General features: G+C 42.5%; 13 protein-coding genes, 2 tRNA genes and 1 pseudogene. 7 read left to right on the plus strand and 9 right to left on the minus strand.

Annotated elements, in window-relative coordinates; translation table 11 throughout:
• Nucleotides 1-20: 20 nt before the first annotated feature.
• Genes H0U71_01130 through H0U71_01140 form a run of 3 tightly spaced genes read left to right on the plus strand, consistent with a single transcriptional unit; the run spans nucleotide 21 to nucleotide 4,224 of the window.
• Nucleotides 21-1,427: an ABC transporter permease gene (locus tag H0U71_01130; GenBank protein ID MBA2653657.1), complete on the plus strand. Its 1,407-nt coding sequence runs from the start codon at nucleotides 21-23 to the stop codon at nucleotides 1,425-1,427.
• Complete coding sequence (locus tag H0U71_01135; GenBank protein ID MBA2653658.1) at nucleotides 1,427-3,064, plus strand: ABC transporter ATP-binding protein; 1,638 nt, start codon at nucleotides 1,427-1,429, stop codon at nucleotides 3,062-3,064. The genes H0U71_01130 and H0U71_01135 overlap by 1 nt, the downstream gene beginning before the upstream one ends.
• A gap of 50 nt (nucleotides 3,065-3,114) precedes the next feature.
• Complete coding sequence (locus H0U71_01140; GenBank protein MBA2653659.1) at nucleotides 3,115-4,224, plus strand: enoyl-CoA hydratase/isomerase family protein; 1,110 nt, start codon at nucleotides 3,115-3,117, stop codon at nucleotides 4,222-4,224.
• Here the strand turns inward: H0U71_01140 and H0U71_01145 are convergent.
• The 8 genes and pseudogenes from H0U71_01145 to lolB all read right to left on the minus strand — a co-directional run bounded on the left by H0U71_01145 (nucleotide 4,225) and on the right by lolB (nucleotide 9,592).
• Nucleotides 4,225-4,301 (minus strand) — tRNA-Met (locus tag H0U71_01145).
• A gap of 109 nt (nucleotides 4,302-4,410) precedes the next feature.
• Nucleotides 4,411-5,502 carry a redox-regulated ATPase YchF gene (ychF, locus tag H0U71_01150; GenBank protein ID MBA2653660.1) on the minus strand — a complete coding sequence of 364 codons (1,092 nt, stop codon included), beginning with the start codon at nucleotides 5,500-5,502 and terminating at the stop codon, nucleotides 4,411-4,413.
• A 14-nt stretch (nucleotides 5,503-5,516) separates the two neighbouring features.
• Nucleotides 5,517-6,095: an aminoacyl-tRNA hydrolase gene (gene pth, locus H0U71_01155; GenBank protein ID MBA2653661.1), complete on the minus strand. Its 579-nt coding sequence runs from the start codon at nucleotides 6,093-6,095 to the stop codon at nucleotides 5,517-5,519.
• A 1-nt stretch (nucleotide 6,096) separates the two neighbouring features.
• Entirely contained in the window at nucleotides 6,097-6,750 is a 654-nt protein-coding gene (locus H0U71_01160) for a 50S ribosomal protein L25/general stress protein Ctc (GenBank protein MBA2653662.1), read from the minus strand.
• Between the two features lie 301 nt (nucleotides 6,751-7,051).
• A complete protein-coding gene (locus H0U71_01165; protein MBA2653663.1) occupies nucleotides 7,052-7,999 on the minus strand; it encodes a ribose-phosphate pyrophosphokinase in 948 nt (315 codons plus the stop codon).
• Nucleotides 8,000-8,076: 77 nt separating this feature from the next.
• A tRNA-Gln gene (locus tag H0U71_01170) sits at nucleotides 8,077-8,151 on the minus strand.
• Nucleotides 8,151-9,002: pseudogene (gene ispE / locus H0U71_01175) on the minus strand (4-(cytidine 5'-diphospho)-2-C-methyl-D-erythritol kinase). Before ispE ends, H0U71_01170 begins: the two are co-directional and overlap by 1 nt.
• Entirely contained in the window at nucleotides 8,987-9,592 is a 606-nt protein-coding gene (gene lolB / locus H0U71_01180; GenBank protein ID MBA2653664.1) for an outer membrane lipoprotein LolB, read from the minus strand. The pseudogene ispE and the gene lolB overlap by 16 nt, the downstream one beginning before the upstream one ends.
• Before the next feature lie 245 nt (nucleotides 9,593-9,837).
• Between lolB and H0U71_01185 the strand changes: the two genes are divergently transcribed.
• The 4 genes from H0U71_01185 to rdgB are packed head-to-tail and all read left to right on the plus strand — an operon-like array spanning nucleotide 9,838 to nucleotide 13,647.
• A complete protein-coding gene (locus tag H0U71_01185) occupies nucleotides 9,838-11,076 on the plus strand; it encodes a glutamyl-tRNA reductase (GenBank protein MBA2653665.1) in 1,239 nt (412 codons plus the stop codon).
• 27 nt (nucleotides 11,077-11,103) lie between these two features.
• Nucleotides 11,104-12,189: a peptide chain release factor 1 gene (gene prfA, locus H0U71_01190; protein ID MBA2653666.1), complete on the plus strand. Its 1,086-nt coding sequence runs from the start codon at nucleotides 11,104-11,106 to the stop codon at nucleotides 12,187-12,189.
• Between the two features lie 14 nt (nucleotides 12,190-12,203).
• Complete coding sequence (prmC, locus tag H0U71_01195; protein ID MBA2653667.1) at nucleotides 12,204-13,052, plus strand: peptide chain release factor N(5)-glutamine methyltransferase; 849 nt, start codon at nucleotides 12,204-12,206, stop codon at nucleotides 13,050-13,052.
• A 4-nt stretch (nucleotides 13,053-13,056) separates the two neighbouring features.
• Nucleotides 13,057-13,647: an RdgB/HAM1 family non-canonical purine NTP pyrophosphatase gene (rdgB, locus tag H0U71_01200; protein MBA2653668.1), complete on the plus strand. Its 591-nt coding sequence runs from the start codon at nucleotides 13,057-13,059 to the stop codon at nucleotides 13,645-13,647.
• Between the two features lie 54 nt (nucleotides 13,648-13,701).
• Here rdgB and H0U71_01205 read toward each other — a convergent pair whose 3' ends face one another.
• Nucleotides 13,702-14,052, minus strand: a complete 351-nt coding sequence (locus H0U71_01205; protein MBA2653669.1) for a DUF971 domain-containing protein — start codon at nucleotides 14,050-14,052, stop codon at nucleotides 13,702-13,704.
• Nucleotides 14,053-14,054: the final 2 nt, after the last annotated feature.

Below are 14,054 nucleotides of genomic sequence, written 5' to 3' on the forward strand. Positions count from 1 at the left end.
TAGTGAACTAAGGACAGAATGTGAAATTTGATTTCGTCTTATTATGGAGCGACCTCCTCATTTACCTTCTGCTCACAACGTTGGTGCTGTTCACGGTTTGGACAAGCCGTTTAGAGCACTGGCGTGAACAATGGGCTAGAGTAGGTCAAAGCAAGTTGGGCATGATAGCGTTGGTCATTCTTGTCGCTTATAGCGCAGTAGCGGTGCTTGACTCAGTTCATTTTCGTATTATACAAAACCCTCATTCCACCGCACACAAGATTGAATCTACTCAAGTGATGAGCCTTTTAGATGTTTTATTAAGTCCGCTAGGCCAACAAGATGAAAAGACCTATTCCGCTCCTTTTTCCATTTATGCCAGCACAAAAACCTCAGAGTTTATTGATGGCAAGTTAGAAACATTTTATCCGCGGTTAATTTTTGCGGGCAAGTATTTGCAATCGCCTAACGATAAAGCGGCTGATATATTTAACAAAACAGTTGCAGCCGTCGCTGTTAGCTCAATCATCGCCTCTCTCCTACTCACCATTTTTCTCATTCGATTTGCTCGCAAACAAAAAATTTCCTTCTTCAGCGCGTTAAACAAAATAGTCCGTGGTGATACTAAAATTGCATGGCGTGAAATTTTATTCACTACTTTTTTTGTCATAGGGGTTGTCTGTTTTATCAAAGGGGTATCTCCTTATTACCATGTATTTGGGACGAATAAAATTGGAAACGATATACTGTACGAGACAATCAAAAGTATTCGTACAGGATTAATAATTGGGACATTAACCACATTGGTAATGCTTCCTTTTGCGATTTTACTTGGTACTGAAGCCGGTTATTTTGGGGGCTGGAGGGATGATATCATTCAATATGTATATACTACTTTAAGCTCTGTTCCGGGCGTGCTGCTTATTTCTGCCTCGGTACTTTCACTACAAGTTTTTATTTCTAATCATTCCGAATTTTTTCCCACGCTTGAAAGTAGAGCGGATGCAAGACTATTAGCCCTATGCCTAATCTTAGGCATAACGAGTTGGGCGAGTCTTTGTCGTTTACTGCGTGCAGAAACTTTAAAGCTGCGTGAGATGGATTATGTGAAAGCAGCAGTTGCACTCGGTGTGGTTAATATAAAAATAATTTGGCGCCATATTATCCCTAATGTCATGCATATTATTTTAATCACTGTGGTATTAGATTTTAGTGCATTAGTATTAGCTGAGGCAGTGCTCTCCTATGTTGGCGTAGGGGTTGACCCTATTACTCCCAGCTGGGGAAACATGATTAATAGTGCACGATTAGATTTGGCTAGAGAACCTATTGTCTGGTGGCCACTTTGCGCCGCATTTATTTTCATGTTCATATTAGTATTGGCAGCAAACTTGTTTGCTGATGCGCTGCGTGATGCCTTTGATCCTCGTTTACGGAATGAAGAGTGATGAGCGAATTATTACTCGATGTAAAAGATCTCATCTTAAAACTTCACTTAGAAGATAACGATACAACATTACTTAAAAGTGTAAGTTTTTCCCTTAAATGCAGCGAAACCTTGGCTTTAGTTGGTGAATCAGGCAGTGGTAAATCTCTTACCGCTCTTGCAATTATGCAGTTATTGCCCCCCGGAATAAATATTGTGCCTACGAGTAGCATACTGTTTCAAGGACAAGATCTGCTCACCTTTTCTGAATTGAAAATGCGACAAGTACGCGGCAAGAAAATCGCTATCATTTTTCAAGAAGCTATCACGGCTTTGAATCCAGTAATGACCATCGGCGAGCAAATTGTAGAGGTGCTAAATTTTCACTTTGATTTAACACGTAAAGACAGTTACCAACGTACGCTTTCTTTATTACAAGAAGTAGGAATGCCGACACAAGAATATTATTATAAAGCTTACCCCCACCAATTATCCGGGGGGTTAAAACAACGTGCAATGATTGCGATTGCATTGGCCGGGGAGCCAAGTTTATTAATTGCAGACGAACCCACAACGGCGCTAGACGTTACCTTGCAAGCTCAAATTATAAAATTGCTAAAAACACTCCAGGCTAAACGTGGAATGGGTTTAATTTTCATCACCCATGATTTGGGTATTGTTTACGAAATTGCAGATCAAGTTGTGGTTTTGTACAAAGGTCAAGTGGTCGAAACTGCTTCTTCCAAAAATTTCTTCGAATCACCGCAGCATCCCTACAGTAAAAAATTATTCACCTCCTTGCCGACCTGGCTTGCACATACAAAACGTGAAGCCATCCCTAATGAAAAGTCGCTCTTAAAGGTTGAAAATCTCAAAGTGTATTATCCCATCAAACAAGGAATTCTTAAGCGCACAGTGGACTACATTAAAGCGGTAGATGATGTTAATTTTGTACTGGGCGCTGGGAGAACATTGGCACTTGTGGGAGAATCTGGATCGGGTAAAACAACCACTGGAATGGCAATTGCTCGTCTAGCGAGAATTACCGGTGGACAGATATATTTCGACCATACAGATTTGGCGTATTTGAGGGGGGTTAACCTTCGTTCAGCGAGAAAAGATATCCAAGTTGTATTCCAAGACCCGTATGGATCTATGAATCCCCGCATGGTAATCAATGACATTATTATGGAAGGAATACGGAGTTTAAAAATCCCCATCGAAAATAAAGATGAACGTGTGAATACTCTTTTACAACAGGTGGGGTTAGATCCCGAGGTGAAATTTCGTTACCCCCACGAATTCTCTGGGGGTCAAAGACAACGGATATGCATTGCCAGGGCGTTAGCCGTGCAGCCCAAGCTGTTAATATGTGATGAACCCACGTCTGCTCTTGATGTTTCTGCGCAGATGCAAGTTTTACAGCTGTTATTAAAATTACAAAAAGAAATGGGCTTAACTTATTTGCTCATTACGCATAATATTGCTGTGGTGGCTTATATGGCAGATGACGTTGCAGTGATGCGAGGGGGTAAAATTGTTGAAGCGGGTTCAGTCTCTGAAGTATTGAGTAGACCCAAAAATCCCTATACACAAGATTTACTCGAAGCGGTACCAATGCTTCCTAAGAGTATAAAAATCATAAGTGAAAGCACCTAACATTTGGTATGAATTAATCAGCAAACATAATGAATTGAAGGTTTAAAAACATGGTAGAAAACATTGAGGACAATTTGTTATTTGAAGAAATCATGGGCGCAGGAGGCAGTGTAGGTCTTATCACTTTGAATCGTCCTGATGCTTTGAATGCCTTAACGCTGGATATGTGTATCGCAATCGATGACAAATTAGCGGAATGGGAAAAAATGGGTCACATTAAGGCCGTCCTCGTGCGGGGTGAAGGAGAAAAAGCCTTCTGTGCAGGGGGCGATATAAAATATGTTTATGATCAAGGTAAAAGTGGTGCCAAAAAATCTCGCAAATTTTTCTGGCATGAATATCGCATGAATCGACGTATTTTTCATTTTCCTAAACCCTACATAGCGCTTATGCATGGTATTACGATGGGCGGTGGCGTTGGACTTTCTGTGCACAGTAGCCACCGTGTGGCTGCCGAAAATTTGGTTTTTGCCATGCCCGAAACAGGTATTGGTTTTTTCCCAGATGTGGGTGGCAGTTATTTCTTACCCCGATGCACTGGCAATACCGGTATTTATATGGCAATGACAGGCGCAAAGTTGCATATCGCAGATGCGATTTATGCCGGAGTGGTTGATCATTTAGTCCCGAAGGAAAATTTTGAAGCGCTCATTACCGCCTTAGCTGAAACGAAGTTAAGTGGCAATGTTAATATGCAAGTATCAGATATCATCGGTTCCTACACCATGGATGCTGATAGTATGGATATTTATAAACCTCATCTACTCGAACATAGAGCAGAAATAAATCAGTGTTTTGCGGCTCATACGCTTGAAGGTATCTTAGAAGCACTGGTGAAATCACAAAGCGATTGGTGCCAAATCATCATTGCAAAAATGCTGGAGAAATCCCCTACTAGTCTCAAAGTCACCCTGAAACAATTATTATTAGGTTCGCAAATGGATTTTGATGATTGTATGAAACTCGAATATCGTGTTGCTCAACGTTTTTTAATGCACCCCGATTTTTATGAGGGCATCCGTTCAGCTATTATCGACAAGGAGCATATCCCTGCGTGGAAACCGGATAACCTAGAGGAATTAACGCCTGACATCATCAATGAGTTTTTTGCACCGTTAAAACAAGAACTCAGCTTTGAGAAAAAAGCCGTGGTGAAATAATGGTGGCTATGGGTGGACTCGAACCACCGACCTCAGCATTATGAGTGCCGCGCTCTAACCAGCTGAGCTACATAGCCAATTTTATGCATAAAGGGCCGATGATTCTGGCTTTTCACCTATCAGTTGTCAAGTATTTAAGGGTGGGCACTTTATCAGCTCCACATTATTTCCGTTCGCGGGTGCCCATCAAACATTAAAACGAAAATGCATTACATCTCCGTCCTTCACGATATATTCCTTGCCTTCAAGCCTTAATTTGCCGGCATTTTTTGAGCCTTGCTCGCCCGAATATTGTAGAAAATCACTAAAGGCAATCACCTCTGCGCGGATGAATCCTTTTTCAAAATCACTGTGGATGACCCCTGCTGCTTGTGGGGCAGTCGCCCCAATCGGGATGGTCCATGCGCGTACTTCCTTCACTCCAGCGGTAAAGTATGTTTGTAATCCTAACAAATCATAGCCTGCATGAATGACACGATCCAAACCAGGTTCTGTTAATCCAAGGTCCGTCAAAAATGCTTGTTTATCCTCTTCTTCCAACTCCACTATTTCGGCTTCTAGTGCGGCGCAAACAGCAACCACTGAAGAATTTTCTTGGGCAGCAAAATCCATTACCTTATCCAGGTAGGGATTGTTGGTGAAACCGCTTTCATCCACATTCGCAATATAAAGCGTGGGTTTTACTGTCAATAAATGGAGGGGTTGCAACAAGATTTTTTCTTGGTCGGTAAGATTGAGGCTGCGTACAGGGTTTCCTTCATTAAGGCAGGCCTGAACTTTATCTAAAAGCGCTTTTTCAGCCATAGCGGCTTTATCGCCCGTCCTCGCTTGTTTCGATACTTTGAGTAGATTTTTATCAACCGTTTCTAGATCTGCAAGCGCTAATTCTGTATTAATCGTTTGGATATCTGAAAGGGGGTCAATCGTATCGGAGACATGTATCACATCAGGGTTATGAAAGCAGCGTACTACATGTGCGATGGCATGGGTTTCTCGAATATTAGCCAAAAATTTGTTGCCTAAACCTTCTCCCTGAGAAGCGCCTTTTACTAACCCTGCAATATCCACAAATGTCATTGTGGTGGGGATGATTTGCTGGGGCTTAACAATGTCAGCCAATTTTTCCATACGTTTATCCGGAACACCTACTATCCCAATATTAGGTTCGATAGTGCAAAAAGGATAATTGGCTGCTTCAATGCCCGCCTTGGTGAGTGCATTAAACAGTGTTGATTTGCCCACGTTGGGTAAGCCAACAATGCCACATCTAAATCCCATGAGAACCTCTTTTTTTATTCGTTATGTAATAATCTAATGGCCTGTTGGAACTCCCCCACTAGGAAGCTCGGGAGCACTTTTTGCGCCGCGACAATGGAGTCGATAATCAATTCAAAATCTTTTTTCGAGGGTGAGTTCAAAACATAATCAGTGACTTGATCTCGATGTCCCGGGTGACCAATGCCGATGCGTAGTCGATGAAAATTTTTAGTTTGGAGTTGTTGGATAATATCTCGCAAGCCATTATGTCCGCCGTGCCCTCCTTCCTGTTTGAACCGGATAGTCCCTGGTGGAAAATCAAGCTCATCATGCGCTACAAGGATGGCTTCGGGAGGTATTTTGTAAAAATTCGCCATACTCTTGATTGATAGTCCGCTGCGATTCATAAAGGTAGTGGGGAGGAGTAGCCAGTATTCTTGTTGTTGTATTTGAATGCGGCCAATGCGGCCTCCGAATTTGGCTTCTGGCTTTAATTCTATGCCATTATCTTGAGCCAGCATTTCAACAAACCATGCACCAGCATTATGTCTGGTCGCCTTATAATTGGGGCCTGGGTTACCCAGGCCGACAATAAGCTGAATTTTATCTTGCAAGTTAAACCTCGGATTCACCCTCTGGTTTTGCAGCGGATTCAGGAGTTTCAGCAGCAGGTGTTTCTTCAGCCACTGAGGGCTTATGAATACTTACAACAGGCTGGTCGAATTCTTTGCCTTGCGCTAAAGCAGTAATTTCTACTCCCTTAGGCAATTTTAATTCTGATAAGTGAATTGCATCGCCAATCGATAAACCTGAAAGGTCGATTTCGATAAATTCTGGCAAGTTACCCGGCAAACAACGAACTTCAATGTCTGACATAAGATGAGAGACTATTCCGCCTTGAGTTTTCACTCCAGGGGAAACCTCTTCACCCTTGAAATGAAGGGGAACATTCATAGTTATCTTGGTTTTAGCGCTTACTCGAAGAAAATCAGCGTGTAAAATTTTAGGCTTGCTGGGATGACGATGAAGATCTTTCAATACCACCTTTTCTTTCTTGCCACCAATGCTCAGGGTAAGAATGTGTGAGTAAAACCCTTCATTTTCTAGTGCGTGGACAAAGGTATTATGGTCTAAACTAACCATCTCAGGATTTTTGTCACCGCCATAGATAATCGCGGGAAATTTATTCTCTAATCGACGCATGCGCCGGCTGCTGCCTTTGCCATTTTCTGCGCGGGTTTCGGCGGTTAGCTCGTAGGTTTCGGACATTGTGTTCTCTCCAGGATGCATATGCAAAAAAAATTAATCGCATATTCTACTAGGTTTTCAAGCAAAAAAAAAGTGGCTGATTAGCCGCTAGAGGCGAACGTCCATATTTGGCTGAATTCGAATGAAAACTCAAAAGAAAGCTGCTCACATACTTGTGTATGCTGCGCTTTTTCTTTTGAGTTTTCATTCGAATTCAGCGCAAATCTGAACGTTCTTGCCTGTCTAGATTGGTGCTGGATAAGTAATAAAAGTAATCCAAGAAGGTCCGGCGCTGCTATTACAGGTTTAGTGCGCCTCTTTGTTAATCAACGAATAATGAGCTGACGGATTCCTTGTGATTTACTCTGTAGATGGTCTCAGCGATGATGTGACTTAGGCCTAGCTGGCGAATTTTATGGCAACCTCTCGCTTTTTCGGTCAAGGGGATGGTGTCGCTCACGACAACTTCATCTAATGCAGAAGATTCAATGTTTTCGATGGCTGAACCAGAGAAAATAGGATGAGTACAATATGCTGTCACGGTGGCAGCGCCATTTTCTTTCAGAGCGGTCGCAGCGTGTGTGAGAGTGCCTGCCGTATCAACCATATCGTCAACGATAATGCAGTTTTTGCCTCCAACATCACCAATAATATGCATCACTTCAGCTTGGTTATGGCTAGGTCTTCTTTTATCAATAATGGCTAGATCCGAATCATTTAAGCGTTTTGCAACTGCTCGGGCGCGAACTACCCCTCCTACATCCGGAGACACTACAGTTGGACTGGGAAATACTTTTTTAGCCATGTCATCTAGCATAACAGGTGTGGAGTAGACGTTGTCTACAGGCATATAGAAAAAACCTTGGATTTGGTCTGCATGTAAGTCAACTGTAATAAGTCGGGTAATACCCACGGAGGCCATCATGTCGGCCACCACCTTCGCGGTAATCGGTACGCGAGCTGAACGCACGCGTCTATCTTGGCGCGCATAGCCAAAATAAGGCATTACCGCCGTAATACTTGACGCAGATGCTCTTCTCAAGGCATCGGCCAGAATAATAAGTTCCATGAGGTTGTCATTAGCAGGCGCAGACGTTGATTGTAGGATGAAGGTATCCCGTCCTCTAACATTTTCTAATACTTCCACCATAATCTCGCCGTCACTAAAACGACCCACGATAGCGTTGCCTAATGGAATTTGCAGATGGGAAGCGATTTTTTCTGCTAGTAAGGGATTGGAGTTGCCACTAAAAATTTTTATTTCACGCACAGATTTTTTCCTTGAGGATAATTAGTGACAGTCATCATACTGGATGAATTAGGTAATAGATTAATGTAAAAGTCAGTTGGCTGGGGTGCTAGGATTCGAACCTAGGAATGCGGAGATCAAAACCCCGTGCCTTACCACTTGGCGACACCCCAATATTTTCAATAGCATTATGTAAGGGCGAGTTGTTCAACCCTTTAACAGTGATTCCCTTTAGCGATGCTGGAATTTCCTTGGCTGCTTTCATGGCAGCTTCTTTATCATTAAAAATTGCAAACACTCCGCTGCCCGTGCCAGTCATTCTGGCCGCCGCAATTTCATTCAACCAATCTAATGCGGTAGCGATTTGAGGAAAGCGTTTTCTTGCAACTGGCTCACAATCATTATGCGTGCCTTCAAAATACTCGGTTATTGTGATCTCTGGAGTGTTGCGTGTCAATTCCGGATCAGAAAAAATTTTACTTGTGTCCACGGTGCAGTCCGGCAACAAGAGTAAAATCCACTTTTCTTCAGGATGTATATTCGTTAATTGTTCCCCAATGCCCTGTGCGAAAGCCGCTTTACCGTGAATAAAGATGGGTACATCAGCCCCAAGCTCAAGACCTAAGGCCGCTAGCTCTATAGGATTCAGCTGCGTTCCCCATAACAAATTAAGGGCAAGTAACGTGGTGGCGGCATTCGAGCTGCCTCCTCCAAGACCGCCACCTCGGGGAATACATTTTTCAAGTTTGATATCAATTCCTAATCTGCAGCCAGTTTGTTTTTTTAGTAGATACGCCGCCTTAGTCACTAAGTTACTTTCATAGGGAATAGTTGGATCAGAGGATTCAACGAGAATCTTGTCATCAGTTCGTAACTGAAAAACCATATCATCACAAAGATCAATGAACTGAAAGGCGGTTTGTAGCAAATGATAGCCGTCGGGTCGGCGCCCGACGACATGAAGAAATAAATTTATTTTGGCGGGCGAAGGTAAGCGAACCTCGACCACTAATTGAGATTCCAACGATTAATGACGAGCTTTACATGCAATTGCTGATTGTCCATGAGAATCTTGCGTGGGAGATCGGCATTGCCTTGGGTTTGGAACGATTGAAAGCGTATAGCCCAGCCTTGTTGCTCTAGTAATACGAGGTGACCATATTCATCGCGCATTTGTTTGCCACTTGCGCCTGAGGCGGGTAAGCCGCGAACCCAATAAAACATATTAGAAACGGGTAAATACCATCCTAATTGTTGCCGCATCAATGCCTCTGGAGTACTAGCGGAATAAGAACCCGTTGGTTTAAATAGGGTGACACGTCCCGGCAAACCTTGAATTCCAATACTACCTAAGTTGAGCGGACCATAGATATCGATTGCATACCTGTTATCGATTTGTTTCCATGTGAACGATCCCATTTGAGTTTTGCCTCTACTGGTTATGCTCATGGCGCCTTGTATGTTCCAGCGTGTAGTATCGGCAAGCGTTAATTTTCTTTGTTTCCAGGGTGTAACGCGATAAGTGGCTTGGTCAACCGGAGGTTCCATATTGGTAGCGCAACCATATAAAAATACCGCAACGAGAAGGGACGCAGAACACAGTAACTTACGCATTATAAATAACTCTTTGTAATAAAATTGTTGGTAACTATCAGCACTAATTTAGAATTGGCGAGAATGTTTCAGATTTGAAATTCAGCTAAATATGGACATTCGCATCGAGAGGCTGAACAGTTGCAATTGTTCAAAGTTTACCAGTGCCTGGTATTTAATTGCAAAGCAAATTCTCACATTTGACTCTAGGGGTTTTGTGGTTACACTTATACTTTATACTCATCACGCGGAGAGCAACTAGCTTAATGACCCTATTAGCCTGTGGCATTAATCATCTTACAGCACCTGTTGACTTGAGAGAGCAGGTGGCTTTGTCCCCTCTACAAGCAAAAAATGCGTTGCAAGAATTAATAAGTATCGGAGCAGTCAATGAAGCTGTCATCCTTTCTACTTGTAATCGTGTAGAAATTTATAGTGAAGTGACGGATTTTAACAAAGTTCAACAATGGATTAGCCACAATCTAGCTCTTCCAGTTGATCCCTACTGGTACTTTCACACTGAACGTAATGCCGTTTCGCATATTATGCGGGTCGCTAGTGGTTTAGACTCAATGGTAATGGGTGAGCCCCAGATTTTGGGCCAGATGAAGGATGCGGTCAATTTAGCACAGGAAGTGGGTGCGCTGGGTAGTGGGTTACAACGACTTTTTCAGCGCGTTTTTAATGTCACCAAACAAGTACGCACCGATACTAAAATTGGAGCCAATCCTATTACGTTAGGCTTTGCCGCCGTCACGTTAGCGAAACGAATTTTTAGTGATTTATCAAAGCGCAATGTGTTGCTTATTGGGGCGGGAGATATTATCGAACTTGCTGCGCTCCACTTGTTCAATCAAGGGATAAAGCGATTTATCATTGCTAGCCGATCTTTATCTAAAGCTGAAAAATTAGCAACTAGAGTGCATGGTCATTGGATACCGATGGGAGACATACCTCTTTATTTAACGGATTCTGATATTGTGATCAGTGCAACGGGCAGTGAATTGCCGTTGCTCGGTAAGGGCGCTGTAGAAAGAGCGATTAAAGCGCGGAAACATCGCCCTATTTTTATGGTTGATTTAGCCGTGCCGCGTGATATTGAGCCCGAGGTTGGAAGTTTAGAAGATATTTATCTCTATAACATTGACGATTTGAAAACAATTATTGATGAGAGCAAGCAATGCAGGGAAGATGCAGCGTTGCATGCTGAGGGAATTATAGAACTACAAGCTGAGCACTATATTCGTAATATACAGTCTTTAAATGCGAGCAGCTTAATTCGACAATTTAGAGCAGAGCTGAATACGATAGCGCAACAAGAGGTGCAGAGAGCATCAGTTCGATTAGAGCAAGGTGTGGATCCAAAAATAGTGATTGAACACGTATGCCATAATTTACTGAATAAGTTTTCTCATGCACCATGTGCCAAAATGAAGCAGGCAGGTTATGATGGAAGACTCGAACTTTTAGCCTTTGCGCGGCAACTGCTCGATATTAAAGATTAAATTTCCGAACAGAGTTAAATTTATATCATGAAAGAATCAATCCAACGAAAACTGTTCATTATGGTTGAACGTTATCAAGAAGTCAGCTTACTGCTCAATGACCCTATGATCATTGGCGACCAAAATAAATTCCGGGAACTTTCTAAAGAGTATGCTCATTTAGAACCTTTAATGGAATGTTTCAAGCTATATCAACAAAATCAAGAAGCCATACAATCCGCTGTGGCGCTTCAAGAAGATGCTGACCAAGAATTACAAAATTTGGCATCTGAGGAATTAGAAAACCTTTATCCTCAACAGGAAACGTTCGAATTACAGTTACAAAAACTATTACTGCCGCCCGATCCAGAAGATGACCGAAATATTTTTCTCGAAATTCGTGCCGGTGCTGGTGGAGACGAGGCCTCCATATTCTCCGGTGATTTATTTCGAATGTATTCGCGCTATGCTGAAGAAATGGGTTGGAAAGTTGAAATTGTTTCAGAGCATTTTGGTGAGCATGGTGGCTATAAAGAAATTATTAGTCGTATTACGGGGAAGGGCGTGTATTCGAAGTTGAAGTTTGAATCGGGAGCCCACCGTGTTCAAAGAGTGCCCACAACCGAATCGCAAGGGAGAATTCATACGTCAACTTGCACCGTTGCAGTCATGCCTGAGGTTGATGAAATAGATGCTATAGAAATCAATCCTGCTGAACTTAAAATAGATACCTATAGGGCTTCTGGGGCAGGCGGACAACACGTTAATAAGACGGATTCTGCAATTCGTATTACGCATTTACCAACAGGTATTGTCGTTGAATGCCAAGATGAACGATCTCAACATAAAAATCGTTCGCGAGCGATGGGGCTATTACAATCCAAACTATTAAGCCAAGAGCGTAATAAGCAACAACGTGAGCAAGCAGAGACTAGACGTAATCTGGTAGGCACAGGAGATCGTTCCGAGCGGATTCGAACCTACAACTATCCACAAGGTAGGGTAACTGATCATCGCATCAATTTAACGTTATACAAATTAGACGAAGTTGTCGAAGGCAAATTAGATTCCATCATTGAGCCACTCGTTAATGAGCATCATGCCGATCTCCTAGCTAATCTTGTCGAATCCTAACTTAAGAAATTGTTATGCCTGTAAAAGAAGTCCCTTTAATAAAGGAAGCGCTCAAGTTTGGTTATGAAACCTTGCAGTCTCGTCCTAGCTATCGACTCGAATCTGAAATTCTATTATCGCATGTCCTAAATGTGGGGCGGCCTTATCTCTATTCTCATGATCAACAACCGTTGTCTAATAAAGAGTGGCAAACTTTTCAAGATTTTTGTCTGCGATGTAAAAAGGGTGAGCCCATTGCTTATTTAACGGGTTACAAAGAATTTTGGTCTCTAGAATTTGAGGTAAATAAGCACACGCTTATTCCGCGTTGGGAAACAGAATTGCTCGTGCAGGCAACATTAGAAAAGTTTGCTCGTGAATCACAACTTGCTGTATTAGATTTAGGTGTGGGGTGTGGAGCGCTCGCTGTGGCTTTAGCAGTGGAACGCCCCGCCTGGGATATATATGCGGTGGATATCTCTGGTGATGCAATCGAAGTCGCAAAACGTAATGCAGGTAAATACCACGCCAAAAATATCACCTTTGTAGAGTCGGATTGGTTTCTTCAGATGCCCCAACAAAAGTTCGATGCCATTGTAAGTAATCCTCCTTACATTGCTGAATCAGATCCGCATCTTGCCGCATTAAATTCAGAACCCCCTGCCGCGCTAGTCAGTGGCAAGGACGGTTTAGACGCTCTTGGTAAAATCATCGAAGGTGCTCCTGATTTCTTGAATCAAGATGGCTGGTTGCTTTTAGAGCATGGTTACGATCAGGCAGAACGGGTGCGTACTTTGCTGCATACCAGAGGATTTACTGCAGTTAAAAGTCATCCAGATTTGGGAAATATAGAACGCATTACTATTGCGAAATGGGTAAGGTAAGAAAATGAAGATAATTTTTGCTAGCAGCAATCAAGGAAAGATCAAAGAGATCAATGCACTCATTCGTCAATCTGCTATAGAGGTCATTCCTCAAGTAGAAATGGGAGTGCCGGATATTGCAGAGACGGGACTTACCTTCATTGAAAATGCACTGATTAAAGCAAGAAACGCAACAGAACTTACTAAATTACCCGCCATGGCGGATGATTCCGGCTTGGTAGTTCCCATATTAAACGGAGAGCCGGGAATTTTTTCAGCGCGTTATGCGGGAGAGGCAGGTGATCATACTAAGAACATCACAAAATTGCTTACAAAATTGCAAGATGTTCCTCCTGAAAAACGCATCGCTTATTTTTATTGTGTGATCGTTATGTTACGCCATAAAGATGACCCCTGCCCGATTATTTGTGAGGGGATTTGGCACGGTAGTATTTTAATGCAGCCTAAAGGGGAAAAAGGCTTTGGCTATGATCCAATTTTTTATGTTGCAGATTATAATTGCTCAGCAGCAGAATTAACGATGGAAGTTAAAAATGAAATTAGTCATCGCGGGCAAGCGATGACTGATTTGATCCAACAGCTGCAAAGCCTCTAGAGGCGAACGTCCATGTTTGGAATTCAGTGCAAATCTGAACGTTCTTGCGGAATACTATTCTCTACTCAACTTTGCGGTTTGAAGTCTAAGTAAGTAATCTTGCCAATTAGAATCAAACTGCACGCTTAGAGAGTGAAGAATTTCCCACGTGTAAAGACCCGTGGAATGTCCGTCATCAAAGATTAATTTAATGGCGTAACTTCCAACAGGTTCAATGTTTATAATGCTCACATTTTTTTTCCCGGCGACGAGTTTGCGTTGATCTTTGCTATGTCCTCTTACTTCCGCAGAGGGAGAAAAAACACGCAAGTATTCACAAGGTAGCTGATAGACAGAACCATCATCAAAAGTAAGTGCGAGCACTTTTGATTTTTTATGTAGATGAATTTCGGTGAGTGATTTCATAT

The organism is Gammaproteobacteria bacterium (assembly GCA_013697705.1).
GTDB lineage: Bacteria > Pseudomonadota > Gammaproteobacteria > UBA6002 > UBA6002 > UBA6002.

Excerpts from the sequence above, each read along its gene's own strand:
- H0U71_01135 (MBA2653658.1), top strand. The coding sequence starts at position 1,427 with ATGAGCGAATTATTACTCGATGTAAAAGATCTCATCTTAAAACTTCAC.
- H0U71_01140 (MBA2653659.1), top strand. The coding sequence starts at position 3,115 with ATGGTAGAAAACATTGAGGACAATTTGTTATTTGAAGAAATCATGGGC.
- ychF (MBA2653660.1), bottom strand. The coding sequence starts at position 5,502 with ATGGGATTTAGATGTGGCATTGTTGGCTTACCCAACGTGGGCAAATCA.
- H0U71_01160 (MBA2653662.1), bottom strand. The coding sequence starts at position 6,750 with ATGTCCGAAACCTACGAGCTAACCGCCGAAACCCGCGCAGAAAATGGC.
- lolB (MBA2653664.1), bottom strand. The coding sequence starts at position 9,592 with ATGCGTAAGTTACTGTGTTCTGCGTCCCTTCTCGTTGCGGTATTTTTA.
- H0U71_01185 (MBA2653665.1), top strand. The coding sequence starts at position 9,838 with ATGACCCTATTAGCCTGTGGCATTAATCATCTTACAGCACCTGTTGAC.
- prfA (MBA2653666.1), top strand. The coding sequence starts at position 11,104 with ATGAAAGAATCAATCCAACGAAAACTGTTCATTATGGTTGAACGTTAT.
- prmC (MBA2653667.1), top strand. The coding sequence starts at position 12,204 with ATGCCTGTAAAAGAAGTCCCTTTAATAAAGGAAGCGCTCAAGTTTGGT.
- rdgB (MBA2653668.1), top strand. The coding sequence starts at position 13,057 with ATGAAGATAATTTTTGCTAGCAGCAATCAAGGAAAGATCAAAGAGATC.
- H0U71_01205 (MBA2653669.1), bottom strand. The coding sequence starts at position 14,052 with ATGAAATCACTCACCGAAATTCATCTACATAAAAAATCAAAAGTGCTC.